The organism is Streptomyces sp. NPDC049887 (genome assembly GCF_040656535.1).
Taxonomy (GTDB): domain Bacteria; phylum Actinomycetota; class Actinomycetes; order Streptomycetales; family Streptomycetaceae; genus Streptomyces.
In genome coordinates, this window is record NZ_JBFAMM010000030.1 from 1 (window position 1) to 15965 (window position 15965).

The 15965-nt window shown below is 71.2% G+C and carries 14 protein-coding genes; 6 read left to right on the forward strand and 8 right to left on the reverse strand.

All coding sequences use genetic code 11. From position 1 onward, the window contains the following. Nucleotides 1-36: 36 nt before the first annotated feature. The 3 genes from AB0J10_RS28330 to AB0J10_RS28340 form a co-directional block, all read right to left on the reverse strand. On the reverse strand, nucleotides 37-2010 hold the full coding sequence (locus AB0J10_RS28330; protein ID WP_363065340.1) for an AMP-binding protein: 1974 nt from the start codon (nucleotides 2008-2010) through the stop codon (nucleotides 37-39). Between the two features lie 614 nt (nucleotides 2011-2624). Next, the gene (locus AB0J10_RS28335) at nucleotides 2625-3239 is read right to left on the reverse strand and encodes a hypothetical protein (protein WP_363065342.1); all 615 of its coding nucleotides are present in this window, start codon (nucleotides 3237-3239) and stop codon (nucleotides 2625-2627) included. Continuing rightward, entirely contained in the window at nucleotides 3233-3766 is a 534-nt protein-coding gene (locus tag AB0J10_RS28340) for a hypothetical protein (RefSeq protein WP_363065344.1), read from the reverse strand. The genes AB0J10_RS28335 and AB0J10_RS28340 overlap by 7 nt, the downstream gene beginning before the upstream one ends. 176 nt (nucleotides 3767-3942) lie before the next feature. Between AB0J10_RS28340 and AB0J10_RS28345 the strand changes: the two genes are divergently transcribed. The 5 genes from AB0J10_RS28345 to AB0J10_RS28365 all read left to right on the forward strand — a co-directional run bounded on the left by AB0J10_RS28345 (nucleotide 3943) and on the right by AB0J10_RS28365 (nucleotide 7862). Then, nucleotides 3943-5151, forward strand: coding sequence for an amidohydrolase (locus AB0J10_RS28345; RefSeq protein WP_363065346.1), 1209 nt, complete (start codon nucleotides 3943-3945; stop codon nucleotides 5149-5151). 27 nt (nucleotides 5152-5178) lie between these two features. Further along, nucleotides 5179-6225, forward strand: coding sequence for a DUF5937 family protein (locus tag AB0J10_RS28350; RefSeq protein WP_363065348.1), 1047 nt, complete (start codon nucleotides 5179-5181; stop codon nucleotides 6223-6225). 224 nt (nucleotides 6226-6449) lie between these two features. Beyond that, complete coding sequence (locus AB0J10_RS28355) at nucleotides 6450-6665, forward strand: type II toxin-antitoxin system VapB family antitoxin (RefSeq protein WP_363065350.1); 216 nt, start codon at nucleotides 6450-6452, stop codon at nucleotides 6663-6665. Then, nucleotides 6662-7075, forward strand: a complete 414-nt coding sequence (locus tag AB0J10_RS28360) for a PIN domain nuclease (protein WP_363065352.1) — start codon at nucleotides 6662-6664, stop codon at nucleotides 7073-7075. Before AB0J10_RS28355 ends, AB0J10_RS28360 begins: the two co-directional genes overlap by 4 nt. A gap of 172 nt (nucleotides 7076-7247) precedes the next feature. Continuing rightward, on the forward strand, nucleotides 7248-7862 hold the full coding sequence (locus AB0J10_RS28365; RefSeq protein ID WP_363065469.1) for a hypothetical protein: 615 nt from the start codon (nucleotides 7248-7250) through the stop codon (nucleotides 7860-7862). Nucleotides 7863-8038: 176 nt separating this feature from the next. Here the strand turns inward: AB0J10_RS28365 and AB0J10_RS28370 are convergent, their stop codons facing one another. From AB0J10_RS28370 to AB0J10_RS28380, 3 genes are all read right to left on the reverse strand, one after another. Beyond that, nucleotides 8039-9424, reverse strand: coding sequence for an FAD-binding oxidoreductase (locus AB0J10_RS28370; protein WP_363065354.1), 1386 nt, complete (start codon nucleotides 9422-9424; stop codon nucleotides 8039-8041). Between the two features lie 137 nt (nucleotides 9425-9561). Then, nucleotides 9562-11259, reverse strand: coding sequence for a LuxR C-terminal-related transcriptional regulator (locus tag AB0J10_RS28375; protein WP_363065356.1), 1698 nt, complete (start codon nucleotides 11257-11259; stop codon nucleotides 9562-9564). Between the two features lie 781 nt (nucleotides 11260-12040). Beyond that, nucleotides 12041-13186 carry an FHA domain-containing protein gene (locus AB0J10_RS28380; RefSeq protein ID WP_363065358.1) on the reverse strand — a complete coding sequence of 382 codons (1146 nt, stop codon included), beginning with the start codon at nucleotides 13184-13186 and terminating at the stop codon, nucleotides 12041-12043. 124 nt (nucleotides 13187-13310) lie between these two features. Between AB0J10_RS28380 and AB0J10_RS28385 the strand changes: the two genes are divergently transcribed. Then, nucleotides 13311-15014 (forward strand): serine/threonine-protein kinase, encoded by a 1704-nt coding sequence (locus tag AB0J10_RS28385; protein ID WP_363065360.1) that lies wholly within the window; start codon nucleotides 13311-13313, stop codon nucleotides 15012-15014. A gap of 170 nt (nucleotides 15015-15184) precedes the next feature. On the opposite strand, the gene AB0J10_RS28390 is transcribed toward AB0J10_RS28385, so the two are convergent. Both AB0J10_RS28390 and AB0J10_RS28395 read right to left on the reverse strand, forming a co-directional pair. Beyond that, nucleotides 15185-15592, reverse strand: coding sequence for a PIN domain nuclease (locus tag AB0J10_RS28390; RefSeq protein ID WP_363065362.1), 408 nt, complete (start codon nucleotides 15590-15592; stop codon nucleotides 15185-15187). After that, nucleotides 15589-15822, reverse strand: a complete 234-nt coding sequence (locus AB0J10_RS28395) for a type II toxin-antitoxin system VapB family antitoxin (RefSeq protein WP_363065364.1) — start codon at nucleotides 15820-15822, stop codon at nucleotides 15589-15591. The genes AB0J10_RS28390 and AB0J10_RS28395 overlap by 4 nt, the downstream gene beginning before the upstream one ends. Nucleotides 15823-15965 lie beyond the last annotated feature (143 nt).

A 15965-nucleotide genomic window follows, 5' to 3' on the forward strand; every position in this document is an offset into this window, starting at 1 on the left:
CACCCCCCAGGTCATCCGTTCGACAGGGGGCAACAGTCATGCCGGGCCCGGAGGCCAGCGGCCCTCTTGCAGGACCGCGAAGAAGATAACGGGGCAGGCCTCGCGGGAGCCCTCGTACATCGCCTCGATGACCTGGGCGTACTCGCGCTCCACGACCGGCCGCTTCACCTTGAGGCTCGGGGTGAGTTCACCGTGCTCGACATCGAGATCGCGCGGAAGGACCGAGAACTTCTTGATGGTCTGCCACCGTTGGAGGTCGCCGTTGACCCGCTGGACGAAGCCGTCGATCAGCTCGTGGACCTGCGGCGAGGAGACGACCTCGGCGTAGCCGAGGCCGCCGAGGCCGTGCGACTCCGCCCAGGGCATGATCACGGTCTCGTCCAGGGTGATCAGGGCGGAGCAGAAGTTGCGGCCGTCGCCGATGACCAGGATGTTGCCGACGAAGGGGCAGACCGCCTTGAAGCGGCCCTCGATCTCGGTGGGTGCCACGTACTTGCCGCCCGAGGTCTTGAACACGTCCTTCTTGCGGTCGGTGATCCGGAGGAACCCGTCCTCGTCCACCTCGCCGATGTCGCCGGTGTGCAGCCAGCCGTCGCTCTCCAGCACCTCCGCGGTCTTCTCGGGGAGGTTGTGGTAGCCGCGCATGATGCCGGGGCCCCGCAGCAGGATCTCGCCGTCCTGGGCGACGCGGACCTCGGTGCCGGGCAGCGGGGTGCCGACCGTGCCGATCCGGTTGTCGCCGGCGGGGTTGACGACGCAGCCCGCGCTGGTCTCGGTGAGACCGTAGCCCTCGAGGATGCGCACGCCGGCTCCGGCGAAGAAGTAGCCGATGTCGGGGGCGAGTGCGGCACTGCCCGAAACGCTGGCGCGCAGATTGCCGCCGAAGGCCGCGCGGATCTTGCCGTACACCAGCCGGTCGGCGATGGCGTGCCGCACGGCGAGCGACGCGGGCACCCGGCGTCTTCCGGTCGCCGCCATGCTCTCCTGCCCTGCCCTGGCGTAGTCGCGGGCGACCTTCGCGGCCCACAGGAAGACCTTGTACTTCGCGCCGCCCTCGGCTCTCGCCCTTCCCGCGATGCCGTTGTAGACCTTCTCGAAGATCCGCGGGGCGGACGCCATCAGGGTCGGTCGCACGGCGGGCAGGTTGGTGACGATGCGGTCGATCCGGCCGTCCACCGCCAGCACATGGCCGGTCTGTATCTGACCGGAGATCAGCGCCTTGCCGAAGACGTGCGACAGCGGCAGCCACAGGTACTGCACGTCGTCGGAGCGCAGCAGCCCGCGGGCCTCCTGCGCCACGGCCTGGTACGACCAGCAGTCGTGCACCAGGCGGACGCCCTTCGGCCGGCCGGTGGTTCCGGAGGTGTAGATCAGGGTGGCGAGTTGCTCCGGCTCGATCGCCCGTACCGTGTTGTCGACCGCGTCCGGGTGCTCCTCCAGGTACCCGGTGCCGCGCTTCTCCAACTCGGCGAGGGACAGCACCTCCAGACCTTCCAGCCCCTCCAGCTTCTCCAGTTCAGGTACGGCCTCCTCCGCGTCGAAGAGGATGGCGTGGCCCAGCCCCGGCAGCCGGTCGAGTTGGCCGGCCACCTTGGCCAACTGGGCGGCGTTCTCCACGAAGACGGCCCGGCTGCCGGAGTCGGAGAGGATGTACACCGTCTCGTCCGCGTTGGTGCTGGGGTAGACGGCGGTTGCCGCCGCGCCCGCGCACATGACGCCCAGGTCGGCCAGGATCCACTCCACCCGGGTGGAGGAGGAGATCGCCACCCGCTCCTCGGGCTGCAGCCCGAGGGCGATCAGGCCGGCCGCGATCGCTCTGACGCGCTCTCCGGTCTCCGCCCAGGTCAGGGAGCGCCACTGCTCGGCGCCGGAAGCGCCGTCGCCGGTCCGGCCGTCGATCGGCACGGGATAGCGGTAGGCCTCCCGGCCGGGTGTCGCCCCGACTCTGGAGAGGAACAGATGCGCCACGGAGACCGGGCGGCTTTCGAGTAGTGACTGGGCGGAACTCACATCGACCTCCGGGCCCGGGGGGCGCGCTCAGTGTCTTGTTAACCGGCAGGTAACTCGCAGGCGGTTGGTCGAGACTAGAGCCAAGCCCGCCTACGCGTAAGGGGGGAAAATGGCGGCCGAACCCCGCCCAATCGGCTCTCGGTGCCCCAAAGGAGACACCCGGGAGGCCCGGGCTCCGGCGGCGACGCGAGTTGCCGGCGCGAGGCGGTCAGGGCCCGGGGCGAACCCGGGGCGAACCTCCTCCCAGGTCGAGCCGGCGGCCTCCGCACGGACCGAGCGGATCCGATGCGGGGTGCCACGGGAGACGCGGGAGCGCGCCCGGCGACGGCAGCTCAGTGGGGACCGCCCGGGCCGAGCAGGGCGCCACCCGCACGACGCCCGCGGCGCCCTCGCCCGTCTCCTCCCCGGCCGGACCACGGCCGAGCGGGACGACAGGATCGGCGCAGGGCCCGTCGGGCCCGGAGACGCCTCCCAGCGCGTTCACGCTGATCCGCGTCGAGGGCCGCGGCGTACGTCCCCGCCGCGACCGCCGACGCCAGGTCCGCCGACGCCAGGTCCCCCGACGCCGGTTCAGTCATGAACCTGGTCCCGCTCCGTCCGGCGTTCCCTCGGGTTCACGCTCCGATCCCCTTCGCCACGTCCCATATGCGTGCCCCGTCGTCGTATCCCGCGGTGACGATCAGCGGCGGACCATCCGACGGGCGGACCTGGCAGGCCGCACGTACCCAGCCGTGGGCGTCGAGGATGCCCGCGAGGTCCATGCCGAGGATGTCGGTGGGTTCGCCGGTGAAGGGGTCCCAGACGGCCGTGCCGGGACCGTCGCCGCCCGCGACGGGCAGAGGGCGGTCCTCCGTGTCCGCCCGGCACAGGGCGTACACCGGTCCGGTGCCGCGCTCCGGCGCTCGCACCTGCTCCCAGGTCCGCGGGTCCCACAGCCGGACGATCCGGTCCCGGCCGCCGGATGCCAGCAGCGGCCTGCCGTCCACGCGGACCTCGCACAGCGCGCGGATCCATGTGCGCGACGCCGTGATGACCGCCATGTCCTCGCGCTTGAGCGGGTCCGCGCGCCCTATCACCTTGCGGTGCCCGGAGTACGCCACGAGCCTTCGCTCACCCACGGCGACCTCGCAGGCCGCCTCGAACAGGGGCCGGAACCGGCAACGGGTGCGTCGGACCGGCACCACGGCCACCAGCAGGACGACCGCCACGATCACCCCGGCGATCAGCATGGCACCACCCCGTTCTCCTCCGCCTGCTGCAACAGGGCAGCGGCCAGGGCGGGGTTCGCGCCCAGGGCCACGAACGCCATCCGCCTAGCACCGCGTCGTTCGATCTCGAACCGGTGGAAGGCGAACAGGAGCGTCAGATTGGACATCCACGCCAGACCGGTCACCTCGCTCCACGCCACCGCGTGCCGTACACCGCCGAGGGTGTTGGTGACCACCAGGCCCTGCTCGTGGACGTAGCACCTGCGCAGGCCGAACCTGGCGGACAGCAGCCGCCAGGTCAGGTTCAGGCCGCACAGCGCCAGGGCCACGGCGATCGCTGTGCCGACGCCCTTGAGGAAACCCCACTCGGGCCGCGCCACGATCGCGTAGCCGACCAGCACGACGCACAGCAGCACGAGGGACCGCCGCAGCAGCTGCCCGAGGGCGCCCGGTACGCCCGCGACGGCATAGTCCCCTCGCTCCCCGCCGAGACCGAGGGTCTGCGCGCGGTTGCGGACGGACGATCTCCGCCTCTGTCCTGAGCCCATGAATCCCTCCAACCGTCCGGGAACGCAACGGCGTTCCACACGCCGACATGCTGTCCGCCACGGACCGGCCCCCCGCCGGAGTTACCTGGGGCGCGGTAATCGCGGAGCTGCGGCGCGAGGGGCGGGCGCAGTCTCGTCGTACGCACCGACCCATCGACCGATGACGAAGGAGACCCGTGCCCACCACCGCGCCGCCCCCGCTGGGGGCTCTCGCCGCCGAACTCGCCGCGCTGCGCCCCCGCATGGAGACGGTGAGCCTGGCGATCCATGCTCGGCCGGAGCTGAAGTTCGCCGAGTTCCACGCCCACCAGGAGCTGACCCGCTGGCTCACGGAAGCCGGCTTCACGGTGACGGCGGCGGCGAGCGGGTTCGACACCGCGTTCCTGGCCGTGCACCAGGGCAGCAGGCCCGGCCCGTACGTCGCCGTACTGGCGGAGTACGACGCGCTGCCCGGCATCGGGCACGGCTGCGGGCACAACCTCATCGCGGCCGGCGGTGCCGCGGCCGCGATCGCCGTCGTACGGGCCCTGCCCGCGCACCCGGGCACGGTCGCCGTCATCGGCACGCCCGGCGAGGAGATGGGCGGTGGCGGCAAGATCCGGCTGGCCGAGGCCGGGGTGTTCGAAGGCGTGGACGCGGCGTTGATGTTCCACCCGGCCGACCGCTCCTTCACCACCCAGCACGCGCTGGCCGCGGCGCACCTGCGCGTCGCGTTCACCGGCGTGAGCGCGCACGCCGCGAAATCCCCGTGGGAGGGCCGCAGCGCACTGGCCGCCGCCCAGCTGTTCCTCACCGCCCTCGACGCGCTGCGGCAGTTCGTGCCGCCCACCGCACGCCTGCACGGCATCGTCACGGACGGCGGGCAGGCCCCGAACGTCGTACCGGCCCGTGCCGCCGTGGAGTTGTACGTACGGGACCGAACGGCCGTCGCGGCCGAGGCGCTCGTCGAGCGGGTTCGCGCGGCCGCCGAGGGCGCGGCGCTGGCCACCGGGACCACGGCCGAGGTGTCCGAGACCGGACCGCTCTACGCGGAGCGCCGGGACAGCACCGGGCTCGCGGAGCGGTTCGGGCATGCGGTGCGCGCCCTGGGTCTGGACATCGCGCCCGCCGGTCCGGACAGCCCCGCCGGTTCTTCCGACATCGGCAACCTCTCCCGGCTGCTGCCGGTGATCCATCCGTACGTCCAGATCGCCGAGCCGGGCACACCCGCCCACTCCGAGGCGATGCGCGAGGCGGCGGCGGCCTCGCTCGCCCACGACCGCACCGAGATCGCGGCGACCGGTCTGGCCCGTGTCGTCGCCGAACTACTCACGGACGAGCAGCTGTTGGCGGCCGCGCGAGCGGAGTTCGCACAGGTCGCCGCAGGAGCCGAGGTGCTGACGTGAGCAGCCCGCGACCGTACACTCCGCGTCATGCCGGTCGTGATCGTCCTTGAAGGGGCCACCCCCGACCGCTTCACCGTCAAGGTGGCGCCGCTCGCGGAACTGGCGGCGAGCCTGCACGTTCTGACCGAGCACACCCATCACACCGAACACGCGCTCTGGGCCGAGCAGGTGATCCGCGACGCCCCGCCCGCGTTCCGCGCCGGTCTGCATCGCTTCGCCCCGCTGTGGACGGCGCTGCGCTGGCGCGGGTTCTACCCGGGGCTGAACGTGCCCCTGGCGGCACTGGCGACGGGCCGCTTCGCCGAACTCACCGCCCAGTCCTGCGTCAGCGGCTACCGCGGCTTCGACTTCAGCCGACTCCTCCACGACCCGGCGCAGGCGGCCGAGCTGCGCCGGGCCGCATCCGGTCTGCCGGAACCGCATCCGGCCCTCGCCGAGGACCTGCTGCGCGACCCGGAGCGCCTGCGCGCAGACATCCTCGCCTTCCTCGGCCTGTGCCGCAGTGTCTTCTTCGCCGACCTGTGGGCGACGACGGAGCCCGCACTCACCCGTGCCGCGCACCTGGTGCGACAGCGGCTCGCGGACGAGGGACCCGAGGCGGCACTGCTCTCGCTCAGCCCGTCCAGCGCCCGGCCGGCCGGTCCCTCGCGGGTCGTGTTCGACAAGGTGCACCACGCCGTGGTCAGCCCGGCCCGTACGCCGCTCCTGCTCATCCCCACCCGGTACGGCGCCCCGCACCTGCTCGTGAAGGACGAACCGGGTCTCCCACCGGTCGTCCACTTCCCGGTGGACGCCCCGGAGATCGGGGTCACCCTGGCCCGCAGCCGCATGCTGGCGCTCACCGATCCGCGCCGCGTCCGGCTGTGCCGGCTCATCGCCCGCCAGGCGATGACCACCGCCGACCTCGCGGACCGGCTGTCGATGACCCGCCCTCAGGTCTCCCGCCACCTTCGCGCCCTGCGCGACTTGGGACTCGTCCGCGTGGAACGCAACGGCCGCTACGTCCACTACGGTCTCGACCTCGCCGCGGTCGAGCGCATCGGCGGGGACGTGGCCACGGCACTTCAGTACTGAAGGCGGCGGCGTTACGACGAACGGTCACCCGATCCTCCACCACCGCCGAGCTGCGGCTGCGTCGGAGCCCGGAGCGTCATGTGTGGCTCGGTGTCGGCCAGGGCCGGCGCCTCTGGCCCGATGCCGTCACCGACGCACTCGAACTCGAGCGCAGCGCCCCGCCGGCTCAATATACAGTGGATCAGGTATACTGATATAAACTGCTGTATACACAGGGAGTCGCCGTGAGCCGAACTGTCATCGACCTCGACGACGAGGCACTGGAAGCAGCCGCCCGAGAACTCGGCACCACCACCAAGCGCGACACGATCAACACCGCCCTGCGCGAGGTCACCGCCCGCTACCGGCGCCTGCGCGCGCTCGACGACGCCCGGCAGCTGGTGACGGACGGAGCCCTGGAAATCGATATCCTCCTGGACAAGAGCCGGTACCGGCCGTGACCGTCGCCGACTATCTCATCGACACCTCCGCCCTCGCCCGCGTCCTACTCGGCCAGAACACGGCCGAATGGGACGACAGGATCGCCGCCGGCCTGGTCGCGATCTGCGACATCACGGAACTCGAGGTCCTCAACTCCGCCCGCTCAGCCGCGGATCGCGCACAACTGAAGGCGGCACTCGACGCCCACTACGTATGGTGTCCGATGCCGGACGGCGTCTACCGCCGCTCCCGCGTGGTCCAGGAGCAGCTCACGGCGAAGGGCGAACACCGCAGCGCGGGCCCGATCGACCTCCTCGTCGCAGCCGCCGCCGAAGAGGCAGGCCTCACCCTGCTCCACCACGACCGCGACTTCGAAACCATCGCCCGGACCACGGGACAGCCAGTACGCACGATCGACCTCGGACAGTGATCCTTTTCCGACCTCGCGTCGAGGCGTGGTGAAGGACGGGACGGCCTCGACGATCGCGGTGGCGCGGCCGGCGCTTCGGCAGAGTTTCCGCAGCAGGCGTCGGCCCTTGAGGGCGCCGGCTCGACGACCGGCAGAGGTGTCCGCACCTGTTGCGACACCTTGACCCGTACTCGTGAGCAGCGGATTCTCCCCGTTGGCCGTCGGCCGCCACCCAGGTGTCGCCGAAGCCGCCGGAGCCGAGGCCCACAGCCGCCAGCAGCCGGGAGACGGTCTCCTCACCCGCCGACAGGGCCCGGGCGTCGCCGTGGTCGACGGCGGGGCGGAGCACGTCGGCGAGCGTCGGCTCGCTCAAGGAAGCACCCGGAGACAGCAGAACGCCGTGGCCGTCCGCGTGCACGGCGGTGCCGTCCGGGTACACCCAGGCATCCAGCAGACCCGATGCCTCCAACGCGGCTTCCAGACCTGCCCGTTCGGCGCCCGGCACCTGCTCGCGGAAGTCGACCAGCCGCCACAGCAGCGAGCCCGGCGCCCGGTCTCGGCCACCGGGCGTCCGGGTGTGCGGTGCCGTGGGGCCGCGCCGGCCGCCCGACTCCAGCTCGGCCAGCTCCCGCTCGGCCTCGGCGGACCGGGCCGCCCCGTCGACCTGCCGGTCGCCGCCACCGCGGAAGAGACGGGGCTGACCCTGCTGCACCATGACCGCGGCTTCGAGACGACCGCCCGTGCGACCGGACAGCCCGTGCGCATGATCGACGTCAGGGATCAAGAAGCGCCGTCCGGCACGCGGTGAGCGAGCGCCGGGGCCCGTACCGTCCATCCACGGCAGGCAGCCGCCCGGCCCTGCCGTCCGACCCCGACCTGCGAGGTGCGGCCCCATCCGCGATTCTTCCCTGCGCGTCCGGCTCCAGGCCCCTGAGGACTCGTTCGGCACCGCTTGAGAAGGCCGTTCCCCCTCCGATCGGCAGCTCAGGGCGCGATGTTGTGGTTCAGCCGGAACAGGTTGCCGGGATCGTAGTGGCGCTTGAGGGCTACCAGACGGTCGTAGTTCTGCCGGTAGTTGGCCCGTACCCGGTGCTGGTCGTCGGCGTCCATGAAGTTCACGTACCCGCCGCCCGCCGAGTAGGGCTCGAGCGCCGCGGCGAAGGCGCGCACCCAGCCGATCCGCTCCTCGAGCCTCGCGCGCGTCGGCAGCGTGGGGCTCAGGGCGGTGGAGAAGTCGGCGTCGCGGTAGGCGAACGCGGTTTCCCCCTGCCCCACCCGGTGGCAGGCACCGTCGATGGGAAACACGACCGTCGCGCTCTCGATACTGGGCGTGTCCGCGCCGTACTCGACGTAGGCGTCGATGGCCCCGTCGGGCAGCCCGGTACTGAAGCAACCCTTCCAGTAGTGGAACAGTCCCGCGGGCAGCAGGTCGTCGAACAGCGTGTTGATCACCGGGTACGGCATGCGCGCGACGTGCTCTCCGAGAATCGGGCCCAGCCGGCCGAGCCTGGCCACGACCCGGTCGTCCTCGTCCTCGGGGCCGCTGAAGCAGGTGAGCACCCCGCACAGCGGTCGGCCGTGCCAGCGTTCCGGCAGGAAGGGGAGCGGCGGGCCGAGGCCGATGACCAGGACGGCGTTGAACTCCTCCGGGGAGTCGGCGATCAGCCGGCGGTAGGCGCGCAGCACGTCTCCGTCGAGCGGGTAGAACGTCGGTCCGCCGAGGATGCGGGCCACCGGGTGCAGCCGGTACTCGAAGGATGCGACGACGCCGAAGTTGCCGCCCCCGCCGCGCACCGCCCATAGCAGGTCGGCGTGGTGGTTTTCGTCGCACATCACCAGGGAGCCGTCGGCTGTGACCAGGTCGGCCGAGACCAGGTTGTCGCAGGCCAGGCCGCACCGCCGGGACAGATGGCCCATGCCGCCTCCGGTGGTCAGCCCGCCGATGCCCGTGCTGGAGACGATGCCGCCGGTGGTGGCCAGGCCGAACGTGTGCGTGGCGTGGTTGACGTCGGCCCAGGTACAGCCGCCCTCCGCCCGGGCGGTACGCCGCTGGGGATCGACCCGTACGCCCCGCATGGCGCCGAGGTCGAGCACGACGCCGTCGTCACAGGTGCCGTATCCGGGGACGCTGTGGCTGCCGCCGCGGACCGCGAGTGCCAGCCCCAGGTTACGGGAGAAATCCACGGTGGCCTTGATGTCGCCGGTGTCAGCCGCCCGGACGATGATCGCGGGCCGCTTCTCGTGCACCGCGTTGTAGACCCTGCGCGCCTCGTCGTACCCCGGATCCCCGGGTTGGACGATCTCGCCCCGGACGGCCTCGCGTAGCCGTCGCGTGAGCCGGTCGTCGAGGACGGTGCTGTCGGTGGTCATGGCTGCCACCTGCTCTCGAGCGGTCGGGAATGGCTACATCACCGTTGTACGTCCGGGCCGATCCCCTGGTCATCGAGCGCACTGCCCATCCCAGCCGCGGTCATGGCAAGAACGGCCCATGCGAGCCAGCCCCGGAGCTACGCGAGACCGTGGGTGTACGCGTACGCCGTGGCGGCTGCCCGGGAGGAGACGTCGAGCTTGGCGTAGATGTTGTTCAGGTGCCGGGCGACGGTGTGTTCGCTGATCACCAGCTCGGCGGCGACGGCTCGGTTGGTCCGGCCGGCGGCTACCAAACGCAGCACCTCGGCTTCACGCGCGGTCAGCCGCCCCGGGAGCCGGCCGCGCGCGGCGCTGAGCAGGGCCCCCGCCCGCCGTGCGTCAGGCTCGGCCCCCAGGCGCTCGAAGGTGGCGTGCGCGGCCCGCAGCTCCAGTCGCGCGCCCTCGCTGTCACCTGCCGCGCGGTCGGCGGCGGCCAGGACCATCCGGACCTGGGCCGCCTCGTACGGGACGCCGAGCCCCTGCCACAGCGACAGGGCCCGCCGCAGCAGGTGCCGCGCACGACCGGCGTCCTGCTCGGCCAAGGCCAACGCGCCGCCCGCCTGAGTGGCGGTCGCATGCAGGACGGTCGTCCCGGATCCGCACCGGCGTTCCCACTCACGGGCGGCCGACTCCAGCGCCCTCGCGGCCGTTCGCGCCTCGGCCGGCCGCCCCGCCGCGAGCGAGATCTCCACCTGGGCCGCGAGCAGCCGGCTGCGGCCGAGGTGACCGGGATCGCTGGTTTCCTCAGAGGCGAGTGCGGGCCGCAGGGACGCTGCCGCGGAGGCCGCCCTGCCCTGGGCGAGCCGCAGCAGGGCCAGTCCGGGCTGCGGATCGCGGCCCAGCTCGTGGGCGCGCTCGTACGACGCCTCCGCCGCGGCCATATCGCCGCTCCGCCGCTGGATGTCGCCCACCAGGCAGACCATCTCGCCGGCCATCCGCGTCTCCCACGGCAGCAGTTCCTCGCAGGCCACGGCCGCCTCGCCGACCGCCACCGGCCATTCACCGCGCAGTTCCAGCACCTGCACGCGGTGGACGCGGCACAGGCCGCGGAAGTTGTTCTCGCCCGGCATGGACGCGCACCAGGCCATCGCGGCGTCCGTCCACTCGCCGGCCCGCCGCAGATCGGCACAGCTCATGCACTGCTGAAGGCCCAGGCAGTAGATCCATCCGGTGAAGAACGGGCCGAGCTCACCCGCGGCGGCGGAGCACATCGCGTCGTCGAGCAGGGTCAGCCCGTCGGCGACCCGCCCCTGGGCGAGCAGCACGCCGGCCCTGACCTGGATGCTCATAGCCACCAGATCAGTGCTGCCGCACCGCTCCGCGATCTCGCCCATCCGACTCGCGAGCTCCATGGCCTTGTCGAACGCACCGCACCGCTGTGCTTCCTCCGCCTCGACCCAGACCAGATAGCACTGCTCAGCACACTCGGGCTCATCACTCAGATGCCGACGCGCCCGACGCAACCAGCCTGCCCCCGCCGCGACGTGCCCGGCGAGCTGATGCTCGTAGAAGAGCATCCAGGCGCAGTACCCGGCCCGCCGTTCGTCTCCTCGAGCGGCGTAGCCCGAGTACGCCGCAGTCCGCGCCTCGATCGACTCCGGGATCCGGCTGGTCCACCACGAAGCATCGGCGAGCGCGGCCAGGTCGTCGGGCGTCAGCCGGTGACGGTCGAGTCCGTCCAGAGTGGCGTTCGCATCGGCCCAGGCACGACGGGCCACCGCGTCTCTCGCCTGCTCGATCGCGGCAGGCGGATCCCGCGGCTTGACCTGATCACTGCCGGTGGTCGGTCGGGACACAGCGTTACCCTTCTCGCCCGGGGCGAGCCGCACACCTCGTCTTCAGGGTAGCAACGGGACGCGCTGGTCCGGCCCCTATCTCACGGGGTGGATATGCAGGGCATTGGTGAGGCTGCCGGCCTCAACGCGCACCACTGGGTAAGGGCGATGACAAAGAAACCCGCGTGCCACTCGTCACTCGCTGGGCAGCCAGCGGCTGGCTTCTCTCCAATGGGCCAAGAGTTTGTGACTCAGAGCCACCGACGATCCGTTTCCGCTGGTCATGGTGCGTTACTGGTGGTGCGGGTGGGACTCGAACCCATGGCCGACGGATTACGAGTCCTTTTCGGATCTTCCGATCCACCACCGCTCTCGCCTCGATCTTCCTATAACCGCAGGTCAGGGGTACTTCACTGTTCTGGCTCTGCGTCGCCCTTCCTTATCCTTCCGGGTCCTTCCGTCCAACGCGTGTCCACTGGGAGCCTCCCCGCGCTCACCGCGCACGTCGGCCGAGAACGGCACAGGAGGCCGTCCTCGCAGGTCGTGGTCCTGGACGGAACGGGAGTCGAACTCCGGCGCAGCGGAGTTCCTTACCGCTCGATTGGGTCGTTCTGGACTTGGACGGCCCGCCATCGACACGCGCCCGGATCCCCGGCCCCGCACCCGCACCCGCCCTGCACTACGGGGTCAGCTGGTCGGCCACTTACGGCAACGCGTGCAAGATGAGCGTCGGCATGGCCAGAAACCCGGTCTTCACGTTCTGACGGCTCGGCCGGTTGGTTGATCAGTCGGTCGGTCCGGATCAGTGGAGCCGGGTCTCCGCCACGGCAGCCGTCGGGAGTGGCGTCCGGACGGCCTCCGCGCGCCATGCGTCCGCGAGTTCGGCGGGGAAGCGCCGGCCGCTGCGGGTGAGCACGACGCCCGGGGCGAGTTCGAGCTCGTCGCCCGGGCGGAAGGGCCGGTTGGTCTCCGGGGGCAGCTGCTCCCACGCCCCCAGCTCACCCCGCTTGCCCGCGCTGCGCATCCGCGAGCCGTAGGTGCTGGTGTCGCGGACCACGACCGATCCACCCTTGATCTGGACCACCACATGCCGACGGCTGACCCGCGCCGCGGTCTCCGCGGTCAGCAGGCCGTGCAGCGCGATGCCGCCCTCTCCGGGATTGCGCCCGATGCCGGTCTGTGAACCCTCGTCGAGTGTGTAGCGGGCCGCGCAGGTACCGTCGATGACGGCCTTCAGCTGTGCCGCGCCGGGCCTCGGGCCGTCGTCCAGCAGGGGCGTGCCGTGCAGCTCGCAGGTGGGCACGCCTCGTCGCATCCGGGGCAGGAGGACCCGCCCGCCACTGCGGACGCTGTAGAGCGAGCAGCGGGCTTCCGGGCAACGCCAGGCCCGGGTGACCACGTCGATCAGCGGCTTCCGGGCCGAGGTCAACAGGCCCTGCTTCTTGAGGGCCGAGAGCTCCATCCTGCGGGAGATCTCGGCCTGGGTACGGACTCCCATGTCGAGCGGAACCAGCCGGACCGACCCCCTGCGGCCGGGCTCAGGCTTGAGGAACTGCCAGGTGTTGCCCTGGATCCAGGGGTGATCGGGGCGATGGTCGACGTAGTAGTCGCCGGTGATGACCTGGATGCCGGTCATGCCGGCGATCTCGAGCACCCGGTCGTCGGCGTCGGCGACCTCCTCGACCAGCCCGGCCGTGACCCAGCGGCGCAGCAGGCGGGCCTCGGCCGGGTCGGTGAAGTGCTTCTGCCCGCCCAGCAGGCTGCTGTCGGCGATCAGGTAGACGGAGACGCTTGGGTCTCCGGTGAGGCGGACCAGGCCCTGGAGCACCAGGCGGAGACGGTGCAGCGAGCGGTCACCGGGGCCGCCGATCGACGTCTGGCGCGCGATGTTGGAGAGGTCGACGAGGTAATCGGCCCGGTCCGCCGAAGCCGCCAGATTGCGCTCCACTAACCCTCCGTAGTCAGGGTGCCGACGTGACTGAGTTGCCGTCAAGTCAGCGTGACAATACGCCTGTAGCGGTTCCCCAGGGAATCCATCCGGCCTTCACGCGATCACCACTAGCATTCACCCGATGGCGCGACTGGGGGAGAGTGATCTCATCAACACCACCGACGACATGGGCTACTTGCAGCCGATGCGCTCCGACGATCCGCGCGAGGTCGCCGGATACCGGTTGCTCGCCAGGATCGGCGAGGGCGGCATGGGGACGGTCTACCTCTCGCGCACACGGGGCAATCAGCCCGTCGCCCTGAAGGTGATCCGCCGGGAGTACGCACAGGACGACGAGTTCCGCCGCCGCTTCGAGCAGGAGGCCCGGGCCGCACGGCAGGTGCAGGGGTACCACCTGGTGCCGGTGGTCGACCACGACACGACCGGTGCCGAGCCGTGGCTCGCCACCACCTTCATGCCGGCCGTACCGCTCGACGTCGCGCTCGCGACGTACGGGCCGCTGCCGTTGCCGACGGCCCTTCAGCTGATGGGGTGCGCCGCGGAGGCGCTGCGCGCGGTGCACGCGGCCGGAGTGATCCATCGCGACCTGAAGCCGAGCAACATCCTGCTCGGACCGCAGGGGCCGTCGGTGATCGACTTCGGGATCGCACGGGCGGCGGACGCCACTCAGCTCACCCGCAGTGGCGGGCTGATCGGAACCCCGCAGTTCATGTCGCCCGAGCACGCCGGCGGGCAGACCCTCGGCCCGTCCACCGACATCTTCTCGCTGGGCCTGGTCGCGGCGGTCGCGGCGACCGGCCGCCACCCGTACGGCGACGGAGGGGCCATCACCCTGGCAACCAAGATCGCCAACACCGAGCTTCGCCCGCCGAGCCTGTCCGGCTACCCGGAGCAGCTGCGGGGCATTCTGGAGCAATGCCTCTCCGCCGACCCCGCAGCCCGTCCCACCCCGGGCGAGCTGACCGAGATGTGCGAGCGGGTCGGGGGCCGGAGGTCGCAGGACTTCACCGGCTGGCTGCCGGAGCCGATCGCGGCCGAGATCGCCCGCCGTGAGCAGGCCGCCGAACACCCACCGGCACCCGCATACGCGTCTACGGCCACGGGGCTCGGAGCCCCGACGGCACCACCGACCCGGCCACCGCGACCCACGACCGCCCCTCCCCCAGCCCCGACCCCGGCTGCTGCCGCGCCCCCGGCCCCGGCTCCCGCCGCGGTGCGGCGGCGGACCGGACTGACCGCTGTTGCCGTCCTCATGGCCGTGGCCGTGACGGCGGGGGTCACCTGGTCACTCACCCGCCCCGACGGGAAGGGCACCGACGGGGCCAAGGGAGGAGCCACGGCGAGCAGCCCGGCACCGGGCACGTCGAAGTCCGCCGGCGGAAAAACGGGCGGCAAGGCCACGTACACGGCGGTCTTCGAGAAGAAGCCGTTCACGCTCCGGGCACCGCAAGACTTCGCCTACACCCACGTCGACCTGGACGCCCCGAAGGCCGACCCGAAGACCGACTGGCAGGGTTCCTCCGAGATCTCACCGGGAAGCGAGCTGAAGTACTCGCACTGGAGCGGCGTCTCCGAGCTGAAGTTCGTGACCACGACGGGCAAGAGCACCGGCGCCACCCCGGAGGACTGCAAGTCCGCGACCGAGACCAACGCCCTTGCGACCGAGATCCAGGGCGAGGCGCTCACGACGGAGCTCACCAAGGGTACCGTCCTGTGCACCGTCACCTCGGACGGCAAGCTGGCCATGCTGAAGATCACCGACGTGGTGCCCCACGAGGTCAGGCCCGACTACGTCGCCGAGCTGACGCTCTGGACGATCTCCTAGTACGTCACCCCGACGTCGCTCGGCGCAACAAGGTCCAACTGGCCGCTCCCGGCGACTTCCTGGACACGGGTGCGGTGGTGCGGGAGGCGCCCTGTGGCGGATGCCGGCGGGTGGCCGTGGTGCGACAGGGGTCGGCACATCAGGCCGCGGGCTGTTGAAGCGTGCCGCGGTCAGGCGCGTACGTCCCGCTGCTGCACTTCCTTGAGTACCGCCGCCACGGCAACGAAGTCATTGTCCACGTGGAGCACGATGTGACCGTGGTGCATAGCTGTCGCGCACACCAGGAGATCGATTGCGCCGGCGGCGCGATGCTGCCCGCGTTGAGTGAGTTTGTACTGGGCGGTGTCGACCCAGCGCCACGCGTTCTTCGGGACTGGCGAGAGCTTACACAGGGCGTCCAACTCCTCGGCGAGCTCATCCCGGTGAGCCGGACTGGTGGCCGAGTAGAGGAACTCCGCCCTCGTGGGCTCACAGACATGGAACACGCCGGCGGCGATGTGCCCTTCCCATGACCGCAAGGCTCCCGGCGTACGGAACAGGTGCCATAGGGCGGATGTGTCGAGGAGATACGTGATCACTCGAAGGCCGCCCGCCGCGCGCGCTTTGCAGCGTCATGCGCGGCCGCCGCAGCCTCGAACTCGCCCCGCTCGCCTCGTGCGGCCAGCTTCTCGGCAGCCTCAAGCCTCTTGATACGGGCAACGTAGTCCCGCAGGGCAGCGTTGACGGTCTCCTTCTTCGTGGACGCGCCCATCAGGCGCATCGCCTCGGTCAGCGCCTCGTCATCGAGGTCAATCTGGGTGATGGACACACCGACACCCCATCCACGAGTCCATGATGTACATACTCAAGATACATCACCAACATTCGCCACGCGACCCTTCGAGCAAGATCGACTCACGCACGAAATCGCCAGCTTGCGCGGCGACCTTCGCCGTTACGCTTTCGCAGGTC